General features: G+C 61.3%; 11 protein-coding genes. 5 read left to right on the plus strand and 6 right to left on the minus strand.

The genetic code is table 11. From position 1 onward, the window contains the following. Positions 1–5: 5 nt before the first annotated feature. The 5 genes from AC0IXS_RS24590 to glcD form a co-directional block, all read right to left on the minus strand. A complete protein-coding gene (locus tag AC0IXS_RS24590) occupies positions 6–2,189 on the minus strand; it encodes a malate synthase G (protein WP_471825921.1) in 2,184 nt (727 codons plus the stop codon). Positions 2,190–2,345: 156 nt separating this feature from the next. Next, positions 2,346–2,753, minus strand: coding sequence for a heme-binding protein (locus tag AC0IXS_RS24595; RefSeq protein WP_004882661.1), 408 nt, complete (start codon positions 2,751–2,753; stop codon positions 2,346–2,348). 30 nt (positions 2,754–2,783) lie between these two features. After that, on the minus strand, positions 2,784–4,010 hold the full coding sequence (glcF, locus tag AC0IXS_RS24600) for a glycolate oxidase subunit GlcF (protein WP_471825923.1): 1,227 nt from the start codon (positions 4,008–4,010) through the stop codon (positions 2,784–2,786). A 3-nt stretch (positions 4,011–4,013) separates the two neighbouring features. After that, positions 4,014–5,072 (minus strand): glycolate oxidase subunit GlcE, encoded by a 1,059-nt coding sequence (glcE, locus tag AC0IXS_RS24605; RefSeq protein ID WP_471825925.1) that lies wholly within the window; start codon positions 5,070–5,072, stop codon positions 4,014–4,016. Next, the gene (glcD, locus tag AC0IXS_RS24610) at positions 5,072–6,571 is read right to left on the minus strand and encodes a glycolate oxidase subunit GlcD (protein WP_471825927.1); all 1,500 of its coding nucleotides are present in this window, start codon (positions 6,569–6,571) and stop codon (positions 5,072–5,074) included. Before glcD ends, glcE begins: the two co-directional genes overlap by 1 nt. 295 nt (positions 6,572–6,866) lie before the next feature. Here glcD and glcC point away from each other — a divergent pair, with 295 nt between their 5' ends. From glcC to hppD, 3 genes are all read left to right on the plus strand, one after another. Then, positions 6,867–7,634, plus strand: coding sequence for a transcriptional regulator GlcC (gene glcC / locus AC0IXS_RS24615; RefSeq protein ID WP_057410249.1), 768 nt, complete (start codon positions 6,867–6,869; stop codon positions 7,632–7,634). 127 nt (positions 7,635–7,761) lie between these two features. Then, a complete protein-coding gene (gene maiA, locus AC0IXS_RS24620; protein WP_057410250.1) occupies positions 7,762–8,397 on the plus strand; it encodes a maleylacetoacetate isomerase in 636 nt (211 codons plus the stop codon). 143 nt (positions 8,398–8,540) lie between these two features. Beyond that, a complete protein-coding gene (gene hppD, locus AC0IXS_RS24625; protein WP_057410251.1) occupies positions 8,541–9,617 on the plus strand; it encodes a 4-hydroxyphenylpyruvate dioxygenase in 1,077 nt (358 codons plus the stop codon). Positions 9,618–9,657: 40 nt separating this feature from the next. On the opposite strand, the gene AC0IXS_RS24630 is transcribed toward hppD, so the two are convergent. Continuing rightward, positions 9,658–10,446 (minus strand): IclR family transcriptional regulator, encoded by a 789-nt coding sequence (locus AC0IXS_RS24630; protein WP_057410252.1) that lies wholly within the window; start codon positions 10,444–10,446, stop codon positions 9,658–9,660. 135 nt (positions 10,447–10,581) lie between these two features. Here AC0IXS_RS24630 and hmgA point away from each other — a divergent pair, with 135 nt between their 5' ends. Both hmgA and fahA read left to right on the plus strand, forming a co-directional pair. Further along, positions 10,582–11,886 (plus strand): homogentisate 1,2-dioxygenase, encoded by a 1,305-nt coding sequence (gene hmgA / locus AC0IXS_RS24635; protein WP_122667806.1) that lies wholly within the window; start codon positions 10,582–10,584, stop codon positions 11,884–11,886. Further along, entirely contained in the window at positions 11,886–13,172 is a 1,287-nt protein-coding gene (gene fahA, locus AC0IXS_RS24640) for a fumarylacetoacetase (RefSeq protein WP_057410798.1), read from the plus strand. Before hmgA ends, fahA begins: the two co-directional genes overlap by 1 nt. The last annotated feature ends 3 nt before the right edge of the window (positions 13,173–13,175 follow it).

Genomic DNA, 13,175 nt, shown 5'->3' on the forward strand with positions numbered 1-13,175 from the left:
GTGAACTATGGATGCGTCCCGTCCTTGAACGCGAGTCTGGACTCATGCAGCAGCGGCTCGGTGTAACCGGCAGGCTGCTCGCAGCCTTTGAATACCAGATCGCAGGCAGTCCTGAACGCTGACGAGTGTTTGAAGTCCTTCGCCATGGCTTGGTAATGCGCGTCCCCGGCGTTCTGCTTGTCCACCACCTTGGCCATGCGCTCCAGCACGCTTTGCACGTACTGGGCATCGACCACCTTGTGCAGCAGCCAGTTGGCCATGTGCTGACTGGAGATACGCAGCGTCGCCCGGTCTTCCATCAACCCGACATCGTGGATGTCCGGCACCTTGGAACAGCCCACGCCCTGTTCGACCCAGCGGACCACGTAGCCGAGCAGACCCTGGGCATTGTTCTCAAGCTCTTCGCGAATCTGCTCCAGGGTCCATTGCGGATCGGCGACCACCGGGATGGTAAGCAGATCATTGAGCAGTTGTTCCCTGACGTCCTCCAGACTCACCTGTTCGAGCGTCTGCTGAACGGCGCTCACGTCGACACGGTGATAGTGCAGGGCGTGCAGGGTCGCGGCCGTCGGCGATGGCACCCAGGCTGTGGTGGCGCCGGACTGCGGATGGCCGATTTTCTGCTCCAGCATGTCCGCCATGCGGTCCGGCATCGCCCACATGCCCTTGCCGATCTGCGCGCGTCCTCTCAGTCCGCAGGCCAGTCCCACCAGTACGTTGCTGCGCTCATACGCCTTGATCCACGGCGCGTTTTTCATCTCGCCCTTGCGCAGCACGGGACCTGCCTGCATGGCGCTGTGAATTTCATCGCCGGTGCGGTCCAGAAAGCCGGTATTGATAAACGCGACCCGCGCCGAGGCTGCTTCGATGCACGCCTTGAGGTTGATGCTGGTACGCCGCTCCTCGTCCATGATGCCCATCTTCACGGTATGGCGAGGCAGTTTGAGCACGTCCTCGATCCGGCTGAACAGTTGATCGGCAAACGCCACTTCGTCCGGGCCGTGCATTTTCGGTTTGACGATGTAGATGCTGCCTGCGCGGGAGTTGCCGCGTCGTTCGAGGTCGTGAAGTGCAATCAGGCTGGTCATCACACCATCCAGAATGCCCTCGGGAATCTCATGTCCGTCGTGGTCGATGATCGCCGGGTTGGTCATCAGATGGCCGACGTTACGAATGAAGAGCAGTGAACGGCCGCGCAGTTTGAGTTCGCCGCCATTCGCTGCCTTGTAGGACCGATCCGGATTGAGAGTGCGCGTGACCGGCTTGCCGCCCTTGTCGAGTGTGGCGGCAAGGTCGCCCTTCATCAGACCCAGCCAGTTGCGATACACCTGTATCTTGTCATCGGCGTCGACGGCGGCCACCGAGTCTTCGCAGTCGATGATGGTGGACAGTGCCGACTCCAGCAGCAGGTCCTTGATTCCGGCCACATCGCTGCTGCCGACCGGGTGGCGTGGGTCGATCTGGATCTCGATGTGCAGGCCATTGTTCTTGAGCAGGATCGCGTCAGGCTTGGCTGGCTCGCCCTGAAAACCGACGTACTTTTCCGGCTGTTGCAGAACGGTCTGGGTGCCATCGGCCAGCGCGATGCGTAACTGGCCGTCTTCGATGCGGTAATTGCGGGCATTGATGTGGCTGCCGCTGGCAAGCGGCGCGGCTTCGTCGAGCAGTTCGCGGGCGAACACAATCACCTTGGCACCGCGTAGCGGGTTGTAGCCTGCGCTGATTTCGGCGCCGTTGGACGTATCGATGGCGTCAGTACCGTACAGCGCGTCGTACAAAGAACCCCAGCGGGCATTGGCGGCGTTCAGCGCGTAGCGGGCATTACTGGCGGGAACCACCAGTTGCGGGCCTGCCTGCTCGCTGATTTCCAGATCGACATTGGAAGTCGTTGCCTTGACCTGCTCCGGCACCGGGCGCAGGTAGCCGATGGAGGTCAGAAACTCGCGGTAGGCGGGCATGTCGCTGATCGGGCCGGGATGCTTCTTGTGCCAGGCGTCCAGTTCGGCCTGCAGGCGCTCACGCTCGGCCAGCAATTCTCGATTGCGCGGGGCCAGTTCATGGACCAGCGCATCGAAGCCTTCCCAGAACGCTTCCGGGTCCAGTCCGGTGCCAGGCAGGACCTCTTCCTCGACGAAGCGTTGCAGATTGACGGCCACCTTGAGGCGTTGGCATTTGATGAAGTCGGTCATTGGAAAGGTCCTTGGTCAAGGTTCTGTTCGTGCCAATGCTCCGCGTTGGCATGCATACTGTGAGGCTCTGCGTCACGTTCAAGAGCGGACGCGGAGCGTCCTGGGCGGCGTTACCACGCTGGAGCGTGGGAACGAACTGTTTGAGGTGTCGGACCCTCAATCCGCATTCAGCGCCGCGACACCTGCCTTGGCGACCTGGGCATCCTGATCGGCCTTCACGCCGGATACGCCGACCGCGCCGATCACCTGGCCGTCGACGATCACCGGCACGCCACCTTCCAGCGAGGTGAGCAGCGGGGCGCTGAGAAATGCCGTGCGGCCGCCGTTGACCATCTCTTCGTAGCCCTTGGATTCGCGCTTGCCCAATGCCGAGGTGCGGGCTTTTTCGATGGAGATGTAGCTGCTGATCGGCGAGGCGTCGTCCAGGCGTTCGAACGCCAGCAGGTGGCCGCCGTCGTCGACGATGGCAATCGCCACCGCCCAGCCATTGGTGTGGGCTTCTTCGCGTGCAGCGACAAGCATCTGGCTGACTTCGTTCTGGGTCAAAACGGCTTTGATTTTCATGTGTTCTCCTGAGAAAGGGTGTGGAACTGTTCAGTGGATTCCGTTAAGTGCTTGATCGATCAGCTCGATCCAGTGCCGCACCGGCGTTCGATTGGCGCTCGCCAGATGCGTCTGGCAACCGATGTTTGCCGTAGCGATCACCTGAGGTTTGCCGCTTTCCAGCGCGTTCATGCGGTTGTCGCGCAACTGGCGGGCCAGGACCGGCTGCGTGACCGAGTAAGTGCCTGCCGAGCCGCAGCACAGATGGCCATCCGGTACAACGGTCAGGTTGAAGCCTAGACGAGTCAGCACCCGTTCGACCTCGCCACCCAGCTTTTGCGCATGCTGCAAGGTGCACGGGCAATGGAATGCCAGCCGCGTGTCGATTTTGATGCCCAGCGTTTCCAGAGGTTCGTCGCGCAGCACTTCGACCAGATCCCGGGCCTTTGCACTGACTTGCGCGGCTTTCTCGGCGTAGGCCGGGTCGTGGCGCAGCAAATGACCGTAATCCTTGACGAACGCCCCGCAGCCACTGGCCGTCTGGACGATGCTGTGCGCGCCGTCTTCGATGGCTGGCCACCACGCGTCGATGTTGCGCCGTGCACGGTCCAGTCCGGCTTCCTGCGCATTGAGGTGGTAATCCACTGCGCCGCAGCAGCCCGCTTCGCTGATGGGCGTGACGCTGATGCCGAGACGGTCCAGCACGCGTGCGGTGGCCGCGTTGGTGTTGGGCGACAGCGCCGGTTGCACGCAGCCTTCCAGCATCAACACCTGACGTGCCTGGCGAGTGACCGGACGGACGCCTGTCGGGTGAATCGTGTCTGGCAGTTTGTCTTTGAGCATACCCGGCAGCAGCGGGCGAAACATGGTGCCCATGCGGGTCAGCGATTTGAACAGGATTGCGTTGGGCACCACGTTGCGCATGCCTTCACGCAGCAGCCGTTGCCCCAACGGACGGGGCACCGCGGCATCGACGACAGCGCGGCCGATGTCCAGCAGATTGTGATAATCGACGCCCGACGGGCAGGTGGTCTCGCAGTTGCGGCAGCTCAGGCAACGGTCCAGGTGCAACTGGGTTTTCTCGGTGACTTCACTGCCTTCCAGCACCTGCTTGATCAGGTAGATCCGTCCGCGTGGACCGTCCAGCTCATCGCCCAGTAACTGGTAGGTCGGGCAGGTGGCGTTGCAGAAACCGCAGTGCACGCAACTGCGCAGGATACGTTCGGCTTCTTCGGCGCGGGGCAGTTGTCTGGCCTGTTCGCTCAGGGTGGTCTGCATGGTTCAGAGCTCCGCGTACAGTCGGGCGGGGTTGAAGATCCCTTGCGGGTCCAGCCTGGCTTTGAGTTGATGGTGGTAGCGCAGCAGCGGCGTGGCCAGGGGTTGGAACGGGCAGTCATGGTGCCCCGGCGTGTAGCAGGTCGCATGCCCGCCCACAGCGATGAGCATGGCGCGAATGGCCTCGCCGCTGGCATCGGATTTCAGCCAGCGCTGTCCCCCGGCCCAGTCGATGAGTTGCTCGCCCGGCAGATCCAGCACACCGGTATCGGCTGGCACGCAGAGGCGCCACAGCGCGCGCGGGTCATCGAAGAACGGCAGGCGCTGTTCATTGAGCGCCTGCCAGTAGGTCGGCTCCAGCTTTTCGCCACCCAGTCTGTCGTGTGCAGCGGCCACCGAGCCTTCGCCGCCCTCAAGACGCAGGCGCAATACCTTTCCATCATGGCTGGCGGCGCTGATCGGCATCGGCTGCTGGCCCCATTCCGTCAGGCTCGTCAGCGCGCGGGCGCTGTCCATTTCCAGCGCAATACTGCTGCACAGGCGCGGCCTTGGCAGCACCTTGAGCGACACCTCGGTCAGCACGCCCAGACAACCCATACTGCCTGCCATCAGACGCGAGACGTCGTAGCCCGCAACGTTCTTCATCACTTCGCCGCCGAAGCGCAGGTGCTTGCCATGGCCGGTGATCACACGGGTGCCCAGTACGAAATCGCGCACCGACCCGCTCCAGGGGCGACGCGGGCCGGACAGCCCGGCCGCGACCATGCCGCCCAACGTGGCATTGCCGAAGGTCGGTGGTTCGCAGGGCAGCATCTGACCGGCATCTTCAAGCGTCTGCATCAGTTCGCTCAACGGAGTACCGGCACGCGCGGTGATGACCAGTTCGGTCGGGTCGTAACTGACGATGCCGCAGTGAGGACGAGTGTCGAGCACCTCGCCTGACACTTCACGGCCGAGAAATGCCTTGCTGTTGCCGCCTTGAATGCGCAGTGGTGTGGCGTCGTGCAGGGCCTGGCTGACCTGATCGAGCAGGCTGGCGCTGGCGTCTCTGTCCTGTGCAATCATCAGAAGCGCTCCAGATCAGGGAAGGGCAGTTGTCCGGCATGCACATGCATGGCGCCGAACTCTGCACAGCGATGCAGCGTCGGGATGTTCTTGCCGGGGTTGAGCAAGCCGCTGGCGTCGAAGGCGGCCTTGATTGCATGAAACAGGGTCAGCTCATCGCTGTTGAACTGCGCGCACATCTGATTGATTTTTTCCCGCCCGACGCCGTGCTCGCCGGTGATGCTGCCGCCGACCTTGACGCACAGTTCAAGGATTTTTCCGCCCAGTTCCTCTGCGCGCGCAAGCTCGCCGGGCTGATTGGCATCGAACAGAATCAGCGGGTGCATGTTGCCGTCTCCGGCATGGAACACGTTGGCCACGCGCAGGCCGTAGTGTTCGGACAGTTCGCTGATGCCGCGCAGCACGCCGGGCAATTCACGACGCGGTATCGTGCCGTCCATGCAGTAATAATCCGGTGACAGGCGGCCGACCGCCGGGAACGCATTTTTGCGACCAGCCCAGAAACGCACACGCTCGGCTTCGTCTCTCGCCTGACGCACTTCTGTGGCGCCCGCCAGCGTCAGCACCTCGCGCACGCGTGCGCAGTCATCGTGGACATCGGCTTCGACACCGTCCAGCTCGCACAACAGAATCGCTTCGGCGTCGACCGGGTAGCCTGCGTGAATGAAATCTTCAGCGGCGCGGATCGCCAGGTTATCCATCATCTCCAACCCACCGGGGATGATGCCCGCCGCGATGATGTCACCCACCGCGCACCCGGCTTTCTCCACCGAATCGAACGCTGCCAGCAACACCTTGGCGACTTGCGGCCTGGGCAGCAGTTTGACGGTCACTTCGGTGATGACGCCGAGCATGCCTTCCGAGCCGGTGAACAGCGCAAGCAGGTCGAAGCCGGGAGAATCCAGCGCGTCGCTGCCCAACGTCATGTATTCGCCTTCGACGGTGAGGATTTCGACCTTGAGCAGGTTGTGCACGGTCAGCCCGTATTTGAGGCAGTGCACACCGCCCGCGTTTTCAGCCACGTTGCCGCCGATGGAGCAGGCAATTTGCGAAGAGGGGTCTGGCGCGTAATACAGGCCGTGGGGCGCTGCGGCCTGGGAAATGGCCAGGTTGCGCACGCCCGGTTGAACTCGGGCCAGACGGGCAGCGGGGTTGATCTCCAGAATCCGGTTGAAACGGGCCATTACCAGCAGCACGCCTTGCTCCAGCGGCAATGCACCGCCCGAAAGCCCGGTGCCAGCCCCGCGAGCCACCACCGGCACGCGTCGTTCGTGGCACATCCTGAGCAGCGTCTGCACCTCTTCTATATGGCGCGGCAGCACCACCAGCAACGGCGTGGTGCGGTAGGCGGACAACCCGTCGCACTCGTAGGGCCGCAGCTCTTCGGCACGGTGCAGAATGTCCAGATCGGGCAACTGCTGTTGAAGGTCGTGAAGCAACTGTTGCTTGTCCACAACAGGCAGCACGCCGTCGAGGCGTTCGTCGTAAAGAATGTTCATCAGGCAACCCAGGATTGTTTTTATCGGGCTAACGGTTGACTTGCATCATTGAGGGTATGGGACGTAGTGTCTATGGCGCAAAGCGCTGGTCGAACCAGTTTTTGAGCATCTGATTTCAGATAGTGTTTTTTTAGTCTATATAAATCAAATGCTTGTGTTGTATTTGAACTGATTTGCTCTAGCTCGGCTTTACTGGTCATACCAGTTGGCTTGTCCGCGCCTCATCAGGTGCACGTGATTGACTGACCGAAAGCGCCTCCCACAGAAAAGATAGCGTTTCTTCAGCGGAGACCTCATGAACAACGAACCCACCCCAAGGCCTCCCCAGGTCGCAGACGTGGTCTGCGAGCGGATCGAGCGGCTGATCGTCGACGGCGTGCTGAAGGTCGGGCAGTTGCTGCCTTCCGAACGACGCCTCACCGAAAAGCTCGGCGTGTCGCGAACTGCGTTGCGTGAAGGTTTGAAGCTATTGCGGGCGCGGGGCATCATCGAAACGAGGCAGGGCAAGGGGTCATTCGTCGCGCGGATGAATGCCGATCAGCACACCTCGCCGCTCATGCACCTGTTCGGCTCACAGCCGCGCACGCTCTATGACCTGTTCGAAGTGCGCAGCCTGCTGGAAGGCGAGTCGGCGCGGCTGGCGGCGTTGCGTGGCACCGATGCGGACTTCGTGCTGATCACCCGCAGCTACGACGCACTGGTCGCCGCGCAAGGCAGCGAGCTGTCGGCCAGCGAGCACGCGCGCCTCGATCACGCCTTTCATCTGGCCATCTGCGAAGCCTCGCACAACCCGGTGCTGGTGCAGACCCTGCGTTCGCTGACCGATCTTCTGTTGAACACGGTATTTGCCTCGGTCAACAACCTGTATCACCGGGAGCCACAGAAGCGCCAGATTGATCGCCAGCATGCCCGTCTGTACAACGCCGTCACCGGCCGTCTACCGGAACAGGCGCGCAAGGCCGCGCTGGCGCACATTCAAAGCGTCAGTGACAACCTGCGCGAGATTGAAAATGAAGAGCAAAGGCTGGTCCGCGCGACGCTGCGGCTGGAGGGCTGGACCTGAGCTAACACAGACGTGTGTTGACATGTGTTCAGTGATCACGCAGTTTACGCAATACGTAAATCAATTACGAAAAACACGATTAAAATAACAACAGGCAACGCCAGGTGCGTTCCAGCAGGTGGCTTCGGTGGATCTGTTCACTTATTACCGTTCGACGTCCAGCTACCGGGTGCGTATTGCGTTGGCCCTCAAGGGACTTGAGCCTGTGGCGATTCCGGTCAACCTGATTCGCGACGGCGGCGAGCAGCACACACCTGAATATCGTTCGATCAATCCGCAGGGCAGGGTGCCTGCATTGCGCCTGGACGACGGCGATGTGATCACGCAGTCGCCTGCCATTATCGAATATCTTGAAGAGTGCTATCCGACACCTTCCTTGCTGGTCGGTGACCTGATCCTGCGCGCCCGTCAGCGTGCCGTCGCAGCGATCATCGCGTGTGACATCCACCCTTTGCACAACGTGTCGGTGCTCAACCGATTGCGCAGCCTTGGCCAGAACGAACAGGTCGTTTCAGACTGGATCGGCCATTGGATCAACGAAGGTCTGGATGCGGTAGAGCAGTTGATCGACGGCGAAGTTTTCTGTTTTGGCGACACGCCCGGCATCGCCGATGTTTACCTGTTGCCCCAGCTGTATGCCGCGCATCGCTTTAATGTCGGCCTCGACGCCTTTCCCAGGATTCGTCAGGTTGAGCAGCGAGCGTTGCAACATCCGGCCTTTTCACAGGCGCACCCTGATGCACAATCGGACAAGCCGGAGTAGGCTGGCCTTATGAAGATTCTTGGACTGCAACTGATTTTCGGTGACTTCCTCGCCCGCAGCGTGCGAGGCATTCCGTGTGCGCCACCCGCAGGACTGTGACGGCAATCTTTTTCCGCTTTCCACTTTCCTGCTAGGAGCCAGACATGGCTGATCTCTACGAAAACCCGATGGGCCTGATGGGCTTTGAATTCATCGAATTTGCCTCGCCGACCCCCGATACTCTCGAACCGGTGTTCGAGATCATGGGCTTCACCAAGGTGGCGACCCATCGTTCCAAGGACGTGACCCTGTATCGTCAGGGTGCGATCAATATCATCCTCAATAACGAGCCGCACAGCCTGGCGTCGTACTTCGCAGCCGAGCACGGTCCATCGGTGTGCGGCATGGCATTCCGGGTCAAGGACGCACAGAAGGCCTACAACCGCGCGCTGGAACTCGGTGCGCAGCCGGTGGAAATCGCCACCGGGCCGATGGAGCTGCGTCTGCCGGCGATCAAGGGCATTGGCGGCGCGCCGCTCTACCTGATCGACCGGTTTGGTGAAGGCACCTCGATCTATGACATCGACTTCAATTTCATCGAGGGTGTGGACCGTCATCCGGTCGGTGCGGGCCTGAAGTTCATCGACCACCTGACGCACAATGTTTATCGCGGGCGCATGGCGTACTGGGCCAACTTCTACGAGAAGCTGTTCAACTTCCGCGAAATTCGCTACTTCGACATCAAGGGCGAATACACCGGGCTGACCTCCAAGGCCATGACTGCACCTGATGGCATGATCCGTATCCCGCTGAACGAGGAGTCGTCCAAGGGTGCAGGGCAGATCGAAGAGTTTCTGATGCAGTTCAACGGCGAAGGTATCCAGCACGTCGCGTTCTTCACCGACGACCTGATCAAGACCTGGGACGCCCTAAAATCCATCGGCATGCGCTTCATGACGGCGCCGCCGGATACCTACTACGAGATGCTCCAGGGTCGTCTGCCAAACCATGGCGAACCCGAGGATGAGTTGAAAGCCCGAGGCATTCTGCTCGACGGTTCTTCCGACGGCGGTGAACGTCGTCTGCTGCTGCAGATATTCTCCGAAACCCTCATGGGGCCGGTGTTCTTCGAGTTCATCCAGCGCAAGGGTGACGACGGGTTCGGTGAAGGCAACTTCAAGGCCCTGTTCGAATCCATCGAGCGGGATCAGATCAAGCGTGGCGTACTGACCGCCGATTGATGAGGTTGATGCCCGGTGCGTTCAGCGCCGGGCATTGCGCTCAAACAGGCATCGAGCCGCCCATGCGTTCGCTGATGGCGGTTGCCGTTTCCAGCAGGCGCGTGGCCGCAATGCTCTGCACCTGCTCGGTCAGTATCGAGCCCGGCCCCACGACAGTGATCACGCCCGCCAGCTTGTTGCCCATTGTGAACAGCGGGCAGGATGCGGCGTTAATGCCAGGCATCAACAAACCCTGAATCTGATGTACGCCGGTTGTGCGGATCTGCGTCAGATGACGGTCGATTTCCTTCAACTGGGCGGCATTCAGGTGCGGAGCTTCCTGCTCGCGCAGCGGCGTGGTTTCGGCAGCGGCCAAAAAGCTTTCGAACACCAGACCGGTGGACGAGCTGAGCAACGGCAGTACCGATCCGATCTGTGTGACCAGCGTCACCGCACCCAGCGACGGCTCGACGTACACCACGGTCGGCCCCTTGTTGCCCCACACCGCCAGAAAGCAGGTCTGATTCAGCTCGTCGCGCAGATTCGCGAGCCAGGGTGCGGCGATTTTCAGTACGTCCAGTTTGCCCAGCGATGCCAGACCGACCTGCAACGCTTCGCGGCCCAGGCCGTAATGGCTGGTGACGGTGTCCTGTTCAGCGAAGCCACTGGCGACCAGCGCCTGTAAGTAGCGATGAACCTTGGCCGCGGGCATGCCCAGGTGTTCGGCCAGTTTCGACAGCGGTGTGGAAGGTGACAGCTCTGCGAGAGCCTTGAGCACGCCAAGGCCGACTTCAGCAGCCTGGACCTTCTGTTGGCGTCCGTTGGCCGGACTATCGGTCTCTTCGGTCATGGGGGAATGCGCCGGTCTGGGAAGGCAACTTTATAGCTTGACCGGCCTGCAAACTCAAATTACGTTATGCGTAATTGCCTTACGCTTCCTGTTACACTTTTTCAGTCGCTCGACCCATAACAACAAGAGGTCCAGATGCCTGCACACTTCCCGCAACAGCCGTTGACCTATCAGACCGGCTTCGGCAATCAGTTCAGCAGCGAAGCGCTGCCCGACGCGTTGCCCTTCGGGCAGAACTCGCCGCAGAAGCATCCGCTGGGCCTTTACGCCGAGCAGTTGTCTGGAACAGCGTTCACGGTATCGCGTGACGAAGCGCGACGCAGCTGGCTCTATCGCATCAAGCCGTCTGCCGCGCATCCTGCCTATCAGCGCATGACACGACAGATCACCGGAGCCGGGCAGGGGCCGATCACGCCCAACCGCTTGCGCTGGAATGCCTTCGATATCCCCGATGACCCCACCGACTTTCTCGACGGCCTGATCGCCCTGGCCAGCACCTCGGCAGCGGATCAGGCCGAGGGCGTCAGTGCGTATGTGTATACGGCCAACGCGTCGATGCAGCGGGCGTTCTTCAACGCTGACGGGGAATGGCTGATCGTGCCGCAACAGGGGCGCCTGCGACTGGTTACCGAGCTGGGCCTGCTGGACATCGAGCCGCAGGAAATTGCCGTAGTGCCGCGCGGCATGAAGTTCAGCGTACACCTGCTCGACGACGATGCGCGTGGCTATGTGTGTGAGAACCACGGCTGTGCGTTACGCCTGCCCGATCTGGGGCCGATCGGCAGCAACGGCCTGGCCAATCCGCGGGACTTCATGGCGCCGGTTGCCTGGTTCGAGGAACGTGACGAACCGATGGAGCTGGTGCAGAAATTTCTCGGCGAACTGTGGGCCACGCAACTGGATCACTCGCCGTTCGACGTGGTCGGCTGGCACGGCAACAACGTGCCCTACAAGTATGATCTGCGCCGCTTCAATACCCTCGGCACCGTCAGCTTCGATCATCCCGACCCGTCGATTTTCACCGTGCTGACCTCGCCAAGTGCTATCCATGGACAGGCCAACGTTGACTTCGTGATCTTTCCGCCACGCTGGATGGTGGCGGAAAACACCTTCCGGCCGCCCTGGTTTCATCGCAACCTGATGAACGAATTCATGGGGTTGATCGAAGGTGCCTACGACGCCAAGGCCGAAGGCTTCATGCCCGGTGGCGTTTCGCTGCATAACTGCATGAGCGCGCACGGGCCTGACAACGTCACGGCAGAAAAAGCGACCGCCGCCGAGCTCAAGCCGCACAAGATCGAGAACACCATGGCGTTCATGTTCGAGACCGGCAAGGTCTTGCGCCCCAGTCGTCATGCGCTGGACTGTCCGCAACTACAGACCGATTACGACGCCTGCTGGAACGGCATGGCCAAGACCTTCCACAAGGAACTGCCCTGATGACTACCGCTTCGAACCGCCGCAGCTGGGTGGCGTCCGCCAACGGCCACGCTGATTTCCCTCTGCAGAACCTGCCATTGGGTGTGTTCAGTCACGGAGATTCCGGCCCGCGTGGCGGCGTTGCCATCGGCGACAGCATTCTTGATCTGCAGGCTGCCGTGCAGGCCGGTGTTTTCGACGGCCCTGCACGCGAGGTCGCCGGGATCGCCAGCCGCGATCAACTCAACGATTTCTTTGCCCTTGGCGCCAATGCGCGCAGGACCTTGCGCACAGCGCTGCTGCACTGCCTGGATGAGGCCAATCCACCTCAAGCCAACGCCGAGCATTTGCTGCTGCCCATGAGCGACTGCAAGATGCATTTGCCAGCCAGGGTGGGCGATTACACCGATTTCTACGTCGGAATTCATCATGCACTGAACGTCGGCAAGCTGTTCCGGCCCGATAATCCGCTGCTGCCCAATTACAAATATGTGCCCATCGGCTATCACGGTCGGGCCTCGACTCTCTGCACATCGGGCACCTCGATCAAACGCCCGAATGGCCAGACCCTTGCGGCGGGCCAGGACGTACCAACCTTCGGTCCCTGCAAGCGTCTGGACTACGAGCTGGAACTGGGGGTCTGGATCGGCCCGGGCAACGAGCAGGGCGAGGCCATCGACATCGGGCAGGCGAGCGAACATATCGCCGGGTTCTGTCTGCTCAACGACTGGTCGGCACGCGACATTCAGGCCTGGGAATACCAGCCGCTGGGGCCTTTTCTGTCCAAGAGTTTCGCGACCACGATTTCGCCCTGGGTGGTGACAGCGGAAGCGCTGGAGCCTTTCCGCAGCGCCCAGCCGGCGCGTCCCGAAGGCGATCCTCAGCCGTTGCCGTATCTGCTCGATCAGACGGATCAACAGGGCGGCGCACTGGACATCGAACTGGAAGTCCTGCTGCTGACGGAGAAAATGAAAGCCGCTGGCGCGCAGCCCCATCGTCTGGCCGTGAGCAATTCGCTGAACATGTACTGGACCGTAGCGCAGATGGTGGCGCATCACAGTGTCAACGGTTGCAAGTTGCAGCCGGGTGACCTGTTCGGCACCGGCACCTTGTCCGGCCCGCAGCCGGGGCAGTTCGGCAGTCTGTTGGAAATGACCGAAGGCGGGAAACAGGTGGTAGCCCTGCCCAATGGCGAGGAACGACGCTTTCTGGAACGCGGCGATGAAGTGATTCTGCGGGCACGTTGTCATCGTGCAGGGCAGGTATCGATCGGCTTCGGTGAGTGCCGAGGCAGCATCGTCGGTTGATCA

The organism is Pseudomonas sp. AC016 (assembly GCF_979253365.1).

Coding starts and splice junctions, on each gene's coding strand:
- AC0IXS_RS24590 (WP_471825921.1), bottom strand. CDS start 2,189: ATGACCGACTTCATCAAATGCCAACGCCTCAAGGTGGCCGTCAATCTG.
- AC0IXS_RS24595 (WP_004882661.1), bottom strand. CDS start 2,753: ATGAAAATCAAAGCCGTTTTGACCCAGAACGAAGTCAGCCAGATGCTT.
- glcF (WP_471825923.1), bottom strand. CDS start 4,010: ATGCAGACCACCCTGAGCGAACAGGCCAGACAACTGCCCCGCGCCGAA.
- glcE (WP_471825925.1), bottom strand. CDS start 5,072: ATGATTGCACAGGACAGAGACGCCAGCGCCAGCCTGCTCGATCAGGTC.
- glcD (WP_471825927.1), bottom strand. CDS start 6,571: ATGAACATTCTTTACGACGAACGCCTCGACGGCGTGCTGCCTGTTGTG.
- glcC (WP_057410249.1), top strand. CDS start 6,867: ATGAACAACGAACCCACCCCAAGGCCTCCCCAGGTCGCAGACGTGGTC.
- hppD (WP_057410251.1), top strand. CDS start 8,541: ATGGCTGATCTCTACGAAAACCCGATGGGCCTGATGGGCTTTGAATTC.
- AC0IXS_RS24630 (WP_057410252.1), bottom strand. CDS start 10,446: ATGACCGAAGAGACCGATAGTCCGGCCAACGGACGCCAACAGAAGGTC.
- hmgA (WP_122667806.1), top strand. CDS start 10,582: ATGCCTGCACACTTCCCGCAACAGCCGTTGACCTATCAGACCGGCTTC.
- fahA (WP_057410798.1), top strand. CDS start 11,886: ATGACTACCGCTTCGAACCGCCGCAGCTGGGTGGCGTCCGCCAACGGC.